The 16,555-nt window shown below is 56.4% G+C and carries 12 protein-coding genes and 2 tRNA genes; 5 read left to right on the top strand and 9 right to left on the bottom strand.

Going from position 1 to position 16,555, the window contains the following annotated elements:
• Positions 1-95: 95 nt before the first annotated feature.
• The 7 genes from ACTJKZ_RS15145 to rlmE all read right to left on the bottom strand — a co-directional run bounded on the left by ACTJKZ_RS15145 (position 96) and on the right by rlmE (position 5,835).
• Positions 96-172 (bottom strand) — tRNA-Met (locus ACTJKZ_RS15145).
• A 59-nt stretch (positions 173-231) separates the two neighbouring features.
• Positions 232-318: transfer RNA gene (locus ACTJKZ_RS15150), tRNA-Leu, on the bottom strand.
• Between the two features lie 42 nt (positions 319-360).
• Entirely contained in the window at positions 361-699 is a 339-nt protein-coding gene (secG, locus tag ACTJKZ_RS15155; protein WP_003851074.1) for a preprotein translocase subunit SecG, read from the bottom strand.
• Between the two features lie 217 nt (positions 700-916).
• The gene (gene glmM, locus ACTJKZ_RS15160) at positions 917-2,251 is read right to left on the bottom strand and encodes a phosphoglucosamine mutase (protein ID WP_013359908.1); all 1,335 of its coding nucleotides are present in this window, start codon (positions 2,249-2,251) and stop codon (positions 917-919) included.
• Complete coding sequence (gene folP / locus ACTJKZ_RS15165) at positions 2,248-3,087, bottom strand: dihydropteroate synthase (RefSeq protein WP_440829797.1); 840 nt, start codon at positions 3,085-3,087, stop codon at positions 2,248-2,250. The genes glmM and folP overlap by 4 nt, the downstream gene beginning before the upstream one ends.
• A gap of 79 nt (positions 3,088-3,166) precedes the next feature.
• On the bottom strand, positions 3,167-5,092 hold the full coding sequence (gene ftsH, locus ACTJKZ_RS15170; RefSeq protein ID WP_161731836.1) for an ATP-dependent zinc metalloprotease FtsH: 1,926 nt from the start codon (positions 5,090-5,092) through the stop codon (positions 3,167-3,169).
• 113 nt (positions 5,093-5,205) lie between these two features.
• A complete protein-coding gene (rlmE, locus tag ACTJKZ_RS15175) occupies positions 5,206-5,835 on the bottom strand; it encodes a 23S rRNA (uridine(2552)-2'-O)-methyltransferase RlmE (protein WP_013359905.1) in 630 nt (209 codons plus the stop codon).
• Positions 5,836-5,962: 127 nt separating this feature from the next.
• Here rlmE and yhbY point away from each other — a divergent pair, with 127 nt between their 5' ends.
• Entirely contained in the window at positions 5,963-6,256 is a 294-nt protein-coding gene (gene yhbY / locus ACTJKZ_RS15180; protein ID WP_010251809.1) for a ribosome assembly RNA-binding protein YhbY, read from the top strand.
• Positions 6,257-6,362: 106 nt separating this feature from the next.
• Here the strand turns inward: yhbY and greA are convergent, their stop codons facing one another.
• The gene (greA, locus tag ACTJKZ_RS15185; protein WP_010251811.1) at positions 6,363-6,839 is read right to left on the bottom strand and encodes a transcription elongation factor GreA; all 477 of its coding nucleotides are present in this window, start codon (positions 6,837-6,839) and stop codon (positions 6,363-6,365) included.
• A 249-nt stretch (positions 6,840-7,088) separates the two neighbouring features.
• Between greA and dacB the strand changes: the two genes are divergently transcribed.
• Entirely contained in the window at positions 7,089-8,522 is a 1,434-nt protein-coding gene (dacB, locus tag ACTJKZ_RS15190) for a serine-type D-Ala-D-Ala carboxypeptidase (protein WP_010251813.1), read from the top strand.
• A gap of 61 nt (positions 8,523-8,583) precedes the next feature.
• Here the strand turns inward: dacB and ACTJKZ_RS15195 are convergent, their stop codons facing one another.
• Positions 8,584-10,851, bottom strand: coding sequence for a TonB-dependent siderophore receptor (locus ACTJKZ_RS15195; protein ID WP_440829798.1), 2,268 nt, complete (start codon positions 10,849-10,851; stop codon positions 8,584-8,586).
• 250 nt (positions 10,852-11,101) lie between these two features.
• On the opposite strand from ACTJKZ_RS15195, the gene fes reads away from it, so the two are divergent.
• The 3 genes from fes to ACTJKZ_RS15210 all read left to right on the top strand — a co-directional run bounded on the left by fes (position 11,102) and on the right by ACTJKZ_RS15210 (position 16,553).
• A complete protein-coding gene (gene fes / locus ACTJKZ_RS15200; RefSeq protein ID WP_440829799.1) occupies positions 11,102-12,313 on the top strand; it encodes an enterochelin esterase in 1,212 nt (403 codons plus the stop codon).
• A gap of 96 nt (positions 12,314-12,409) precedes the next feature.
• Positions 12,410-12,631 carry an MbtH family protein gene (locus tag ACTJKZ_RS15205; protein ID WP_161731830.1) on the top strand — a complete coding sequence of 74 codons (222 nt, stop codon included), beginning with the start codon at positions 12,410-12,412 and terminating at the stop codon, positions 12,629-12,631.
• Positions 12,624-16,553, top strand: coding sequence for an enterobactin synthase subunit F (locus ACTJKZ_RS15210; RefSeq protein ID WP_440829800.1), 3,930 nt, complete (start codon positions 12,624-12,626; stop codon positions 16,551-16,553). Before ACTJKZ_RS15205 ends, ACTJKZ_RS15210 begins: the two co-directional genes overlap by 8 nt.
• The last annotated feature ends 2 nt before the right edge of the window (positions 16,554-16,555 follow it).

The following is a 16,555-nucleotide window of genomic DNA, read 5'->3' on the forward strand; positions in this document are numbered from 1 at the left end:
CCCGGACTCCATCCAAAGAATTTTCTTTCAAAAAATAGCCGTGAATGCGTCCGTCGATGCATACAGTATATTTGAAAAAGAACTCAAAGGGAAAATGGTTGCGGGGGCCGGATTTGAACCGACGACCTTCGGGTTATGAGCCCGACGAGCTACCAGGCTGCTCCACCCCGCGTCCGAAAACGTGGCGAATAATACGCCAGACCTGCATAAAATGCAAGTGATACTACGATTTGGTACCGAGGACGGGACTTGAACCCGTAAGCCCAATCGGGCACTACCACCTCAAGGTAGCGTGTCTACCAATTCCACCACCACGGCACTGCACTGCACTGACCACAACGATTCGTTGTGCTGACGATCTTACTTAGGAATATCGCTGCCCGGTGTAACCGGTTGAGCTGGCTTTTCAGTCTGTTGAGAAGACTGCGCCGGCGCAGAAAGATTTTCCCACTCACTTCCTTTCGAGGCTTTATTGCTGTTCAGATTACCCAGAACCAGGCTGATGATGAAGAACAGTGCCGCTAGGATGCCAGTAGTACGGGTCATGAAATTACCTGAACCCGAAGAACCAAACACCGTACCGGATGCGCCTGCACCGAATGAGGCTCCCATATCAGCGCCTTTGCCTTGCTGCAGCATGATCATACCCACGAGGGCGATAGCTACAATAAGGAAAACAACTAAAAGAGCTTCGTACATATTCAACCTGTTCCTTGCACGATAATCGTACAGTTAAAGCTTCAACCAGTATTGATGGGGTGTCTCGTCATCACCCATCAGAAGCGGGTGTGAATACTAACCAAAGGCGCATATCTCTGCAAGTGCAATTTCTCTTACGCAAACTGATTGAAGAAAAAAGCGCCATCCCGGTGATTTTACAGGCGGTTCAGCATTCTGAGCACCGCCTTTAAGAGGTTTAAACCGCTTTGACCTGATCGGCAATACGATTAGCCAGTTCGGTGACCTGCGCCTCATTTTCGCCTTCGACCATCACTCGAATCAGTGGCTCAGTGCCTGACTTACGCAACAGAACGCGTCCGCGACCCGCCAGCGCTTTTTCAACGTCGGCGGTGACAGTTTTCACGGCGTCGCTTTGCAGCGGGTCATGCTCGCCCGCGAAGCGCACGTTGACCAGAACCTGTGGCAACATCTTCATGCCACTGCAGAGATCGTGCAGGCTCATGTGGTTACGCACCATCGCAGTGAGCACTTGCAAACTTGCAACGATACCGTCGCCGGTGGTGGTTTTATCCAGCAGGATCACATGACCGGAGTTCTCCGCGCCGAGACGCCAGCCCTTCTCCTGCATCTTCTCCAGCACATAACGGTCACCGACTTTGGCACGGGTAAACGGAATGCCGAGCTGTTTCAGCGCTAATTCCAGGCCCATGTTGCTCATCAGCGTACCCACTACACCGCCGCGTAACTGTCCCTGACGCAGCGCTTCACGTGCAATGATGTAGAGGATCTGGTCGCCATCTACTTTGTCGCCCAGATGGTCAATCATCATGATGCGGTCGCCATCGCCGTCGTAGGCCAGACCAATATCGGCCTTCTCCGCCAGTACGCGCTGCTGCAGCAGTTTAAGATCGGTGGCACCGCACTCTTTGTTGATGTTCATGCCGTCTGGCTGGACACCGATTGCGATGACGGTTGCGCCCAGCTCGCGCAGGACATTCGGCGCAATGTGGTAAGTCGCACCATTGGCACAGTCGACCACAATTTTCAGGCCATTCAGATTGAGTTCACTGGGGAAAGTCCCCTTACAGAACTCAATGTAACGCCCCGCTGCATCAACAATGCGGCTGGCGCGGCCTAACTGGGCTGATTCAACACAGGTAATCGGCTTTTCCATCTCCAGCTCAATCGCTTCTTCCACGTCATCAGGCAGTTTGGTGCCTTCGGACGAGAAGAATTTAATGCCGTTATCGTCAAACGGATTGTGCGACGCTGAAATAACGATGCCCGCCTCTGCGCGGAAGGTACGGGTCAGATAGGCGATGGCGGGGGTCGGCATCGGACCGGTAAACGCAGCGGTCAGGCCCGCGGCGGCGAGGCCTGCTTCCAGCGCAGACTCCAGCATATAGCCCGAGATACGGGTATCTTTGCCGATAATGATCTTTTTCGAACCGTGACGCGCCAGTACTTTACCCGCGGCCCAGCCCAGCTTCAGGACGAAATCAGGCGTGATAGGTGTTTCACCGACTTTGCCGCGAATGCCATCTGTACCGAAATATTTACGATTACTCATGATGCTCCTTTTGCTCTTCGGGTCGCTTCGACCACGCGCATCGCTTCGGCCGTCTCTTTTACATCATGCGCGCGAATAATCTGCGCGCCCTGCATGGCAGCAATCACCGCGCAGCTCAGGCTGCCGGTTAAACGCTGTGACGGGCCAACATTTAACAACTGGCCAATCATCGATTTACGCGACATCCCCACCAGCAGCGGCAGACCAAAGTGGTGAAAATCGCTGAGATGAGCCAGCAGTTCATAATTGTGGCTGAGATTTTTACCGAAACCGAAGCCCGGGTCGAGTATCAGCTGCTCTTTTTTAATTCCCGCCGCTTCGCAGCGCGCAATCTGCTGAGCGAAGTAAGTGTCCACTTCGCTTAAGATGTTTTCGTAAACCGGTGCCTGCTGCATGGTGCGCGGTTCGCCCTGCATATGCATTAAACAGACAGGAAGTCCGGTAGCCGCTGCGGCTTCCAGCGCACCCGGCTCAGAGAGTGAGCGGACATCGTTAATGATGTGAGCACCCACTCGTGCGGCTTCCCTGATTACGTCGGCTTTAGAGGTGTCTACTGAAATCCACACTTCGAAACGCTGGGCAATGGCATCGATTACCGGAATGACCCGCTCCAGCTCCTCCTCCACACTCACTTCATCTGCGCCAGGACGGGTTGATTCACCGCCGACATCGATAATGGTTGCGCCTGCGTTGACCATCTCATTGGTATGCGTCAGCGCATCGATCAGCGCGTTATGTTTACCACCATCTGAAAAAGAGTCCGGCGTGACATTCAGAATGCCCATCACATGAGGAAAAGATAAATCGAGATGGGAATCACGGGCAAACAACTTCATGGTGAAAACTCCTTGCTGATCAATATCTGGATGTAAAAAACCCCGGACCAGCCGGGGTTTTGTCTGACAATGATGCGTCTTATTTGTTGTACTGCTCTGACATGGTATTGCCTGGGTTCGGCGTACGCGGTTCATCAACCGGACGTGGCGCTTTTGGCGTACCGTTGCTGTCTGAGTTGCTGCCTGGATCTTCCCAGCCCGCAGGCGGACGCACTTCGCGGCGTGCCATCAGGTCGTCGATCTGCGGTGCATCAATGGTTTCATACTTCATCAGCGCGTCTTTCATGGCGTGAAGAATGTCCATGTTCTCACCCAGAATGCGGCGGGCACGCTGGTAGTTGCTGTCGATCAGGTGTTTAACTTCCTGGTCAATGATGCGGGCTGTTTCATCAGACATATGTTTCGCTTTCGCGACAGAACGTCCAAGGAATACTTCACCCTCTTCTTCTGCATACAGCAACGGACCCAGTTTTTCAGAGAAGCCCCACTGCGTCACCATGTTACGTGCCAGATTAGTCGCGACTTTAATGTCGTTGGACGCACCGGTAGAAACATGTTCCACACCGTAGATGATCTCTTCTGCCAGACGACCACCGTACAGCGTTGAGATCTGGCTTTCCAGTTTCTGACGGCTGGCGCTAATCGCGTCGCCTTCAGGCAGGAAGAAGGTCACACCCAGCGCACGGCCGCGCGGGATAATCGTAACTTTATGCACCGGATCATGCTCTGGCACCAAGCGGCCAATAATGGCGTGGCCCGCTTCGTGGTAAGCCGTTGACTCTTTCTGCGCTTCCGTCATCACCATGGAGCGACGTTCCGCACCCATCATAATTTTGTCTTTCGCTTTCTCGAACTCAACCATCGACACCACGCGCTTGTTTGAACGAGCGGCGAACAGCGCGGCTTCGTTCACCAGGTTGGCCAGATCGGCACCTGAGAAGCCTGGCGTACCACGTGCAATGATTGCGGCATCAATGTCGGTTGCCAGTGGCACACGACGCATATGCACTTTCAGGATCTGCTCACGACCACGTACGTCTGGCAGACCGACCACAACCTGACGGTCAAAGCGGCCTGGACGCAGCAGCGCAGGGTCCAGTACGTCAGGACGGTTAGTCGCGGCGATAACGATAATACCTTCGTTACCTTCGAAACCATCCATCTCAACCAGCATCTGGTTCAGCGTCTGCTCACGTTCATCATGACCACCGCCTAAACCAGCACCACGCTGACGACCCACAGCATCGATTTCATCGATAAAGATGATGCACGGAGCGGCTTTCTTGGCCTGTTCGAACATGTCGCGCACACGGGATGCACCGACACCGACAAACATTTCCACAAAGTCAGAACCGGAGATAGTGAAGAAAGGCACCTTGGCTTCACCGGCAATCGCTTTTGCCAGCAGGGTTTTACCGGTACCCGGCGGGCCCACCATCAGAACGCCTTTTGGAATTTTACCGCCCAGCTTCTGGAAACGGCTCGGCTCGCGCAGATATTCCACCAGCTCAGCCACCTCATCTTTCGCTTCGTCACAACCTGCTACATCGGCGAAAGTGGTTTTAATCTGGTCCTCCGTCAACATGCGGGCTTTGCTTTTGCCGAAGGACATCGCGCCCTTACCGCCGCCGCCCTGCATCTGACGCATAAAGAAGATCCACACACCGATCAGCAGCAGCATCGGGAACCACGAAATGAAGATGGAAGCCAGCAGGCTTGGCTCTTCCGGCGGTTCGCCAACCACTTTGACGTTTTTGGTCAAGAGGTTATCAAGCAACTTGGGATCGTTGACAGGAATGTAGGTCGTGTATTTATTGCTGTCTTTTTTAATGACGTTAATTTCACGCCCGTTAATACGTGCCTCGCGGACCTGATCCTGGTTCACTTCCGACAGGAAGGTTGAATAATCAACCCGACGGCCATTTGACTCGCTGGGCCCAAAGCTCTGGAATACTGACATCAGCACGACCGCGATGACTAACCAGAGAATCAGGTTTTTCGCCATGTCACTCAAGGGATTAACCTCATATTACATCGGTGTTAACAGATAGCGTAGGGTACTATAGATCCTGCATACATGGAATCGCAGCAAAGCTGCGGACGTCTCCAGCAATTTGGTTATAGTTTGCGCCCAGTCGCCACAATGTACACTTCACGTGAACGTGAACGTGAAGCGTCCGGCTTACGAATTTTTACTTTCGTAAACAGGGAGCGAATTTCCCGCAGGTATTCATCGAAGCCATCTCCCTGAAACACTTTCACTACAAAACTGCCGCCAGGTGCCAGGATATCCCGACACATCTCCAGCGCCAGTTCTACTAAATACATCGACCGGGGAATATCTACGGCAGGTGTACCACTCATATTCGGCGCCATATCGGACATGACAACCTGGACTTTCTGATCGCCAACGCGCTCAAGCAGCGCATTGATCACTGATTCTTCACGAAAATCGCCCTGAAGGAAATCGACACCGACTATCGGATCCATTGGCAGGATATCACAGGCAATGATGCGCCCTTTATTCCCGATTTGCTGAACCACATATTGCGACCAGCCACCAGGTGCAGCACCCAGATCTACCACGGTCATGCCGGGTTTGAAAAGCTTGTCACCCTGTTGTATTTCATCAAGTTTAAACCAGGCGCGCGAACGCAACCCTTTTTTCTGCGCCTGAAGCACATATTTATCGCTAAAGTGTTCCTGAAGCCAGCGGCTGGAGCTGGCCGAACGCTTTTTACCCGTCATAATAATTCCAGTTAAATCGTCATCGTAGCGATAAACCTGCACGCAATGGGTTGCGTCGATTTGGTGATATACCCGAGATGGCGGTAGAATGAACCGTTTTCAATCCCTGAGTAAGTAAAAAACTACGATGAATCTAAGTACCAAACAAAAACAGCACCTCAAGGGCCTCGCCCATCCGCTCAAGCCAGTTGTTATGCTGGGTGGCAATGGCCTGACTGAAGGCGTGCTGGCCGAAATCGAGCAGGCTCTGTCGCATCACGAACTGATTAAGGTAAAAATCGCCTCTGAAGATCGTGAAACGAAACAGCTGATCGTCGAGGCTATCGTGCGTGAGACCGGTGCCAGCAACGTACAGGTGATCGGCAAAACGCTGGTGCTGTATCGCCCCTCTAAAGAGAGCAAAATTTCTCTGCCACGCTAAGTGGGCAAAGAAAGTGACATGCTCTTACCTCAGATAAAAGGCCGCAATGCGGCCTTTTTCCTTTCTTTACATTGTGCTTCAGCGCTTTTCAAAGCGTAGCAACATCTTAAAGGTATTCCACCTTCAGAATCTCATATTCAACGTCGCCGCCCGGGGTTTTTACGATAGCCACATCATCGGCCTCTTTACCCACCAGACCACGCGCCATTGGCGAATTGACTGAAATCAGATTTTGCTTAAAGTCTGCTTCGTCATCGCCCACGATGCGATACGTGGCTTCTTCGTCGGTCTCGACGTTCAGCACGGTCACCGTTGCGCCGAAGATCACGCGGCCGGTTTTAGGCATCTGCGTAACATCGATAACCTGCGCATTGGAGAGTTTGGCTTCAATCTCCTGAATACGGCCTTCACAAAAGCCCTGCTCTTCACGCGCAGCGTGATATTCCGCGTTCTCTTTTAAATCGCCATGCTCGCGTGCGTCAGCGATAGAGGCGATAATGCGCGGGCGCTTCACGGTTTTCAGCTCGTTCAGCTCTTCGCGCAATCTTTCAGCGCCTCTTAACGTCATCGGAATCTGATTCATTTAAGCTCCTCGCCCTCTTTCCTGTTTAACGATGTCATCCTGACCGGTGACCGCAGAAAAAAGCGCTCTGCGGCGCATTAGCCCGTTTTTGCAAATAAAAGAATCCTGACCCGGAGATGCTTCCAGGCCAGAAAAGAGTTTTGCAATTTGATACGTATTTTACCCCAGAGTTCCCTGCGGGTCATCGTTTACTTTGCACCGTCCAGCGACGTAGTATTGACGCCCTCACCTGCCAGTTACCGCGAGATTATGCGATTTTCACGACTTGTTACCGGATTAAGCTGCGCATTTATGCTGCAGGCACACGCAGCGCCAGTTGATGAATACATGCAGTACCTGCCAGATGGCGCCAATCTGGCGCTGATGGTTCAGAAAGTGGGTGCATCAACACCGATCATTGATTACCACGGCAAACAGATGGCCCTGCCCGCCAGTACCATGAAAGTGGTGACGGCGCTGGCGGCATTACTGGAACTGGGTGGCGACTTCCGTTTTCAGACCACGTTTGAGACCCGGGGTGCCATTATAGATGGCACCCTGAACGGCGACTTAGTCGCACGTTTCGGCGGTGATCCAACTTTAAGCCGTCAGGATCTGCGCAACATGGTCGCGGCAATAAAGAAGCAGGGCATTAACCATATCAAAGGCAACCTGGTTATCGACACCTCGGTTTTTGCCAGTCACGACATGGCACCGGGCTGGCCGTGGAACGATATGACCCAGTGCTTCAGCGCCCCGCCGGGTGCCGCGATTGTGGATAAAAACTGCTTCTCGGTGTCGCTCTACAGTGCCAATACGCCAGGTGAAAATGCGTTTGTGCGCATCGCCTCCTATTATCCGGCGCATATGTACAGCCAGGTCCGCACCATCGGCCGTAACAGCGGTGAAGGGCAATATTGCGAACTGGATGTGGTTCCAGGTGAGCTGAACCGTTACACCCTGACAGGCTGTATGCGCCAGCGTGCCGAACCGCTGCCGCTGGCCTTTGCGGTGCAGGATGGCGCGGCCTGGGCGGGTGAAATCCTTAAGGCAGAGCTGCGCTCGTCAGAGATTGACTACAGTGGCCATCTGGTGCGCCAGACGCAGGTCACGGAGCCAGGTACCGTACTGGCATCGACCCAGTCTGCGCCGCTGCACACGCTGCTGCACACCATGCTGAAGAAGTCAGACAACATGATAGCCGACACGGTCTTCCGCACCATTGGTCATCACTACTTCAACGTGCCCGGTACCTTCCGTGCCGGGCAGGATGCTGTCCGCCGTATCCTGAAAGCCAAAGCCAATGTCGATATGGGTAACAGCATTCAGGTTGATGGTTCCGGTCTGTCGCGCCACGATCTGATTTCGCCGCAAACCATGATGCAGGTGTTGCAGTTCATTGCGAAGAATGACAACACGCTGGATTATATTTCGATGTTGCCCCTGGCGGGTTACGACGGCACGCTACAGTATCGTGGCGGGCTGCATGAGGCGGGACTGGATGGCAAGGTCTCGGCGAAAACCGGTTCACTGCAGGGCGTCTATAATCTGGCAGGCTTTATTACCACTTCCAGCGGTGCACGAGTGGCATTTGTTCAGTTCCTTTCCGGTTATGCAGTGCCGCCGGAAGATCAACGTACCCGCCGTATTCCACTGGTGCGTTTTGAAAGCCGACTCTACCGCGATATCAATCAGAACAACTGATTAAGCAGAAATAAAAACGCAGCAGGCGATCAACCTGCTGCGTTTTTTATGGCTGAACCGATCAGAAGCGGGTGTTCACGCTCATATAAAATGTGCGGCCCGATTCGTTAAAGGTATTGGCTCCTGCGCCGTAGAGGTAAGCGCCGGTGGTGGCATTGCCGGTAGTCTGCGCATTGCCCTGACGGAAATGACGCTTGTCGAAGAGGTTGTCGATACCCACGGTGACACTGGCATATTTATTAACGTCATAGGTGCCGCTCATGCCTACAACCGAATAGGGACTGACCTGATCGGTCGCGCTGCCGGTGACGGCGTTACCTTTATAGTCATACTTCTTCGGCACCTGTTTACCGTACCAGGTCAGGGTTGTCTGGAGAGAGAGATCCTGCATCGCCTGCCAGCTCAGCGTCGAATTGAGCGTATACGCCGGAATAATTGACAGGCGATCGCCGGTCTCTTTATTTTTGCTCTGCAGCATATACGTGAAGTTGTTGTTCCACGTCAGGCTGTCGGAGAACGGGACGTTAACCGTACCTTCGAGCCCCTCAACCACCGCTTTGGGCACATTTTCCCATTTGTAGATGTCGGTTTTGCCGTTAGACGCCGTGCCGGTGGGAGCCGTGCCTGCCTCAATCTTGTTCCGGTAGTCGTTGCGGAACCAGGTCAGACCCGCCTGATAGCCGTCGCGCTTCCATTCCAGTCCAATCTCTTTATTGATGCTGTTTTCCGCTTTCAGGTCATCATTACCCATCAGATAACAGGCGCCGGCACTGGCCGCGCAGCCCTGGCCATTGCTGTAAAGCAGGTAGTTCGGGTTAGTCTGGTAGAGGCTCGGCGCTTTATAAGCGCGCGCAATGCCCATTTTCAGCGTGAACTCATCGCCTAATCCCTGTGAGAGGTTGAGCGACGGGCTCCAGTTATCGCCGACAATCGAATGGTGATCGAAGCGCAGGCCGGGCGTCAGCATGGTGCTGTCAGTCAGCTCAATATTGTCTTCCGCAAACAGTGAGAAGATCTCAGCCTGCGAATAGGGAGAGCGTCCGGTGGTGGCGATACCCGGAATCGAACCGTAGCTGGCGGCCTGCGTCGTCGAGGACGGATCCTTCATCCGCTGCTGATTCCATTCCGTGCCAAAAGTTGCAGTCTGATTCACCAGCCACTCAAAGGGCACGCTGATCTCGCTGTGCAGCAACACATCATCCAGCTGGATAGTGTTGAAATTGCTGTTGGAAAAGATCCCTTCAGTGCCGCCCGCCAGCCCTTCATTCAGACGCGAGTTGCGGGTGTTTTCATACTGCGCATAGGTGTTGGTGCTGATGCCATTATCCCAGGCGCCGGTCCACTTAACTGAAAAGTTCTGCCGATAGAGCCGGTTGGTTTCGTCACCATATTTGCTTTTCACAAGCGCGTTGGTATTGGTGTTCTGGGTGTCGCCAGCATAGAGGTTGCCCTGACGGCTGTAACCGGCCCCCACTTCCAGCGCCTGCATTGGTGCAAACGCCCAGCGCAGCAGGCCATGAATATCTTTATTGACTGAACCTTCGCGGCCCGCCGGGTAGGATCCCGCGTAACTGCCGGTGCGGTCTGCGGCGTGCCCTTTATTGATATCGTAAGCATCAGCCTGCGTTTTTGCCAGACCGCCATAGAGCCGGAAACTGACATCATCGCCCAGCGGTCCTTCAAGACTGAAGTTAGTACGCCGCGTCGCGCCCTCCTCCTTGTGTTGCGGCACGTTGTAATAGGCGCTCCACGAGCCGTGCCACTGATTATCCATCTCTTTCCTGGTGATGATATTAACCACACCACCCGCCGCACCATTGCCGTAACGGGCCGCTGCCGGACCACGGATGACGTCAATGCGGTCAATGATCTCTGGCGGTACCCAGTTCGTGTCGCCGCGTGTGTCGCGCTCGCCACGCCAGCCAAGCCGCACCGCATTGCGGCTGGTCACCGACAGGCCATCGATCAGGATCAGGGTATTTTCCGGCCCCATACCACGGATATCGATCTGACGGTTATTACCGCGCTGGCCGCTGGTGGAGTTACCGGTCAGATTGACACCGGGCATGGTGCGGATGATTTCGGCGACGTCGCGCGCAGGCGGATGTTTTTTGATTTCGTCGGCGGTAATCGTTGACACGCCAGGGGCCTGCAGCGTCTGCTCAGCGGCGGTGACCGTCATGGTGTCGTCGTGGAGGGTATCGGAGGTGCTGCTGTCGATAGCGGGTTCGCGGGTGGCTTCAGCAGCCACGGCACCGGCAGAAATGAGAGAGGCCGTGAGACCCAGTTCAATCATAATGGCTAACGAAAGCCGGGATATCTTTTTCATTTTTCTGTTCCTGGAGTGCCAGCGAGCATGCCACTGCCGGCGTACCGGTAAAAAGGTCATAACCTTGCCTGCAACGCATTAACCTTCCCGCCACACCGGCTTCAGAACCGCGTTGCGTCCGTCTGCAATCCGATGCGGCAGAGAGAATGCGCGCGCTCCCTGTCGAGCGGAAACACCCTATTGCAAATGCAAATAATTATCAATACTATTATCTGTAACATGCATGACTCTAAGCAAGTGTGATTGAATCATGGCGCGAATAGCGTGGTTAAACGAAGAGACCGGCAGCGAACGCTGGTGGCAGCAGCAACAGCAACAGGGCATTCCCCTGATTGAACCCGCTGAAAAGGGCACCTGTCAGGTCACTTTTTTCTGGCGTGATCCGCAGGGTGACCCGCTGCACTCTGATACCCGGCGCGTCTGGATCAACATTACCGGTGTGACCGATCATCATCACACAGTCTCACCTTCCTCCTTAACACCTGTTCCTGATACCGATGTCTGGTGGTGGCAAACCACCCTGCCCGCTGACTGGCGCGGCAGCTACTGCCTGATCCCTGACAACCAGACAGAGACGTTTGCCGGGCAGGCTGATATGCAGGCGCTGCGCCAGTGGTGGAGTCAGAAATTCCGGCAGGCACAAAGCGACCCGCTGAATCCTTTGCGTAGCTGGGCAGGTGGACGCGGAATGAGGGTCTCGCCGCTGCACCTGCCACGCGCGCCGGATCAACAGGTGTGGCGTGCGGTTGATGAGGGCCGTGCCGCCGATATTCCGCTGCAACACTATTTGTGGCGCAGCGAACGGCTGGGAAACCAGCGTCAGATCTGGATCGCTGTCACCGGAGACGCCAGTGCAGGCGATCGTCCGCTGGCACTGCTGCTGGATGGTCAGTTCTGGGCGCACAGCATGCCGGTTGCCGGTCCGCTTCAGCAACTCACTGAGGCAGGCGAGCTGCCTCCTGCGGTCTATGTCATGATCGACATCATCGACCGCGAACACCGCACGCGTGAACTGACCTGTAACCCTGACTTCTGGCTGGCGATTCAGCACGAGCTGTTACCACAAATTCAGCAGTGGGCACCGTTTCGGGCCGACAGCACGCTGGTGGCCGGACAGAGTTTTGGCGGCCTTTCTGCCGCTTACGCCACCCTGAACTGGCCGGAAACTTTTGCGGGTGCCGTCAGTCTTTCCGGTTCGTTCTGGTGGCCCGCGCGCGGTGACCCGAATGGCTGGCTGCCGCAGCAGTTACAGCAGGGTTTGCTGCAGGCGCCCTCCCGGCGCTTTTATCTGGAGGCGGGGCGGCGCGAACGCCTGATTCTGGCAGCAAACGAACAGTTTCAGCGCGATCTGACTGTGGCAGGACATCAGGTCAGCTATCACCCGATTGAAGGCGGTCACGATGCGCTGTGCTGGCGCGGCGGACTGCTGGCAGGCCTCAACGCTATGTGGCAATCGTCATAACCCGCTGATATCCCGCCGTCTGTGTGCCATTAAAAGAAAAAGGATACCCAGGAGATCGGCGTTTATACGCCCGACGACTTCGGACAGGAGACCAACATGCAACAACGCAATCCTTTCGACGATCCCCAGCAGGATTGTCAGGTACTGAAAAATGCTCAGCAGCAGTACAGCTTATGGCCCGCCTTTTGTGCGGTCCCGCCAGGATGGCAGCCTGTTTATGGGCCCGAACCACAGGCCCGTTGCCTGAGCTGGCTGAATGAAAACTGGCACGATATCCGTCCGGTTATGACGCAGGACAGTGGGAGCCGCAATGTCTGAGACCACTCTGAACCCGCTGACAGAGCAAAAAACGTTGCCGCTGGTGGCCGCTCAGCCCGGAATCTGGATCGCTGACCAGCTATCGCCCTATTCCAATGCTTACGCCGTGGCGCATTTTGTCGAACTGCACGGTGTGCTGAACAGCGCGCTGCTGTCACGGGCCATAATTGCTGGCATGCAGGAAGCGGACACGCTGAATATGGCCTTTGGCGAGCAGGAGGGTGAACCGCTGCAGTGGCCTGCCCCCCAGCATTTTCGCGAGCCTGAAATAATCGATCTGCGCGATGCCGCCGATCCTGCTGCATCAGCACGTGCGCTGATGCAGCAGGATATGTCCGGTGACCTGCGGATACTGAGCGGTGCGCCGCTCTATCATCACAGCCTGCTTCGGCTGGGCGAGGATCACTGGTACTGGTATCAGCGCTACCATCATCTGGTGGTCGATGGTTTTAGTTTCACCGCCCTGACCCGCCGCATCGCCCATCTCTACAGCGCCTGGCAGCACGGCGACACGCCGGAGCCGAGCCCCTTTGTCCCGTTCAGCGAGGTCGTCGACGAGTATCAGCGCTATCACAACTCTTTGGCCTGGCAGCGCGATCGCCAGTTCTGGCTGGAGAAAGGCGCGCAGTTACCTGCGCCCGCCTCGTTGTCCGCTCTGCCGCTGGCCGGTCAGAGCGCCAGTACCGACCTGCTACGCCATACGTTTGCCGTGGATCGCAACACTTTTCAGGCTTTGCTGACGCACACCGGGCAGCACAACCTCAGTGCTGCGGACACCGCCTTTGCGCTGGTGGCGTTATGGCTGGCGCGCCTCACCGGTCAGCATGCGTTCGCCGCCGGTTTCATCTTTATGCGCCGCATCGGCTCGGCCGCGCTCTGCGCCACCGGTCCGGTGATCAACGTTTTGCCTATGGCAATCCATTACGACCCGGCACAGCCGCTGACGGCACTGGCCGGGCGTCTGGCGGGCGAAGTCAGAAAAATGCGCCGTCATCAGCGTTACGACGCTGAGCAGGTGCAGCGCGATCTGGGCCGGTTTGGTGACAGTACTCCGCTCTATGGGCCGGTGATTAACCTGAAGATGTTCGACTATCAGCTCGATTTCGCCGGCATTGAAGGCATCACTCATCAGCTGGCGTCAGGCCCGGTTCGCGATCTGGAGATTGCTATCTACCTCAGCGAACAGGGCGACCTGACGCTGGAACTACTGGCTAATGCAAAGCGCTATAGTGAAACCGCGCTGAAGCAACATGCCAGTCGCTTTGGTCTGCTGCTTGAGCAGCTTGCCGTCCGGCCAGCGTGCGCCTGTGGCGAGCTGGATATGCTGATGCCGGAAGAACATCAACAGCTGGCAGCGGTCAATCAGACGGCTGTGATGCTGCCTGCAGAGACGCTAAGCAGCCTGCTGCTGCTGCAGTCGCAGCGTACGCCGCACGCTATGGCGCTGGCGGATGAGGCGCATCAGCTTAATTATCAGCAGATGCAACAGCAGGTCGCCGCGCTGGGACAACAGCTGATTGCGCAGGGTGTGACGCGGGGTGACATCGTCGCCGTGGCGCTGCCGCGCTCGGTCTTTTTATCACTGGCGCTGCAGGCGATTGTCAGCACAGGCGCAACCTGGCTGCCGCTTGATACCGGCTACCCGGACGATCGGCTGAAGATGATGCTTGAAGATGCCGCGCCGAAGATGCTGATCACCTGCCGCGAACTGGCAGACAGGCTGGCGGCTCTCTCACCGGCCGCGCCGCTGTTTTACGACGTGCTGTTAACCCCGGTGGATAGCGTGCTGACACAGGCTCCGCGTCCGCATGATGGCGCTTACCTCATCTATACCTCTGGTTCGACCGGTCGGCCAAAAGGCGTGCTGGTCAGTCATGAGGCGATCGTCAACCGGCTGCTGTGGATGCAGGATCGTTATCCGCTCGGCGGTGATGATGTGGTGCTGCAGAAAACGCCGAGCAGCTTTGATGTCTCGGTGTGGGAGTTCTTCTGGCCATTGATCGCTGGCGCACAGCTGGTGATGGCACCGCCTGATGCCCACCGCGACCCGGACGCGCTGCAGCAGCTATTTGCCCGCTACCGCGTGACCACCACCCATTTTGTTCCGTCGATGCTGGCTGCTTTTGTCGCCTCGCTGGAGGAAGGTGACGCGATAGCGCGTTGCGCCACCCTGCGCCGGGTTTTCTGCAGCGGCGAAGCGCTGCCCGCTGAGCTGTCGCGCCAGTGGCAGACGCTGACCCGGGTGCCCTTGCATAATCTTTATGGCCCGACCGAAGCGGCAGTGGATGTCAGCTTCTACCCGGCTTTCGGACCGGCGCTGGCGGCCGTCGACGGTGCCAGCGTGCCGATTGGCTTCCCGGTCTGGAACACCGGCTTACGGATTCTGGATGCGCGTCTGCAGCCGGTGCCACCGGGCGTGGCTGGCGATCTCTGGCTGACCGGCGTGCAGCTGGCGCATGGCTATCTTGATCGTCCCGACCTCACTGCCAGCCGGTTTGTCGCCGATCCGTGGGGTCACGGCTCCCGGATGTACCGCACCGGTGATGTGGCGCGCTGGCTGCCGGATGGTGCGGTGGAGTATCTGGGTCGCAGCGACGATCAGCTTAAAATTCGCGGACAGCGTATCGAGCTGAACGAGATCGACCACGCCATGGCTGCGCTGCCTGGCATTGTGCAGGCCGTGACGCATGCAGTGGTACTGGGCAGCAGCAGCGACCAGCAGGGTGATGCCCGCCAACTGGTCGGCTATGTGGTGGCAGAGGGCTCAATTGATGCCGACGTCATGCGCCAGACTCTGGCGACACAGTTACCGGCGCATATGGTGCCGGTGGCGATTGTTCAGCTGGCGGCATTACCGCTCAGCAGCAACGGCAAGCTGGATCGTAAAGCGCTGCCGCTGCCACAGACCCGAACAGCGGCTGCCGGTCGTGCACCGTACCCGGGTCTGGAAACGACGCTGGCGCAGGCGTTCGCCACGCTGCTGGAACGTGAGTCCGTCAGCGCACAGGATGATTTTTTTGCGCTGGGTGGCCATTCGCTGCTGGCGATGCGGCTGGCGGCGCAGCTGCGGCGGACGCTGAATCAGCCGGTGTCAGTGGGCCAGATTATGGTGGCAGCTACGGTAGAAAAGCTGGCCGTCCTGCTTAGTAGTGAACCCGCGGAGACAGCCCGCGCCGGATTTGAGGCGGTCTTGCCGCTGCGGCGTACTACCGGCCCAACGCTGTTCTGCTTCCATCCCGCCTCAGGTTTTGCCTGGCAGTTCAGCGTGTTGCAGCGCTATCTGGATGCCCGCTGGTCGCTGCTCGGCATTCAGTCACCTGATATCACCAGCCCGCTGAATCAGGCGCAGCACCTTGACGCGGTGTGTGAGGCGCATCTGGCGACGGTGCGCCAGCAGCAGCCAGAGGGGCCCTACTATTTCCTGGGCTATTCGCTGGGCGGCACGCTGGCGCAGGGTATCGCCGCGCGGCTGGAGGCCGAAGGTGAAACCGTTGCTTTCCTCGGACTGCTGGATACCTGGCCGCCGGAGACGCAGAACTGGGATGAACGGCGCGGCGAAAACGTGCTGGATCCGGCGGTGCTGGAAGAGGTTAATCGTGAGCGCGAGCAGTTTATCGCAGCACAGCGCGAGCAGGCCGGTGAAGGAATGGAGGCACTGTTTACCACCATTGAAGCCAACTATGCCAGTTCAGTGCGCCTGCTGGCCACGGCGCGCAGTGCCCGCTTTAGTGGGCACGCCACGCTGTTCCTGGCGCAACAGACCCAGTTGCCCGGTCAGGATGCACGCCGCGCCTGGGCGCCCTGGGTTAGCGGACTGACTATCTGGCCGCTGGACTGTGCGCACGTCGAGATCATCTCACCGCGCATGTTCGAGCAGATCGGCCCACGACTGCAGCAGTGTCTGGCAACGCTGATTTCCTGAGT

Origin of the sequence: Pantoea sp. 22096 (assembly GCF_052045955.1) — a bacterium.
In the GTDB taxonomy this organism is placed as follows: domain Bacteria; phylum Pseudomonadota; class Gammaproteobacteria; order Enterobacterales; family Enterobacteriaceae; genus Pantoea; species Pantoea alfalfae.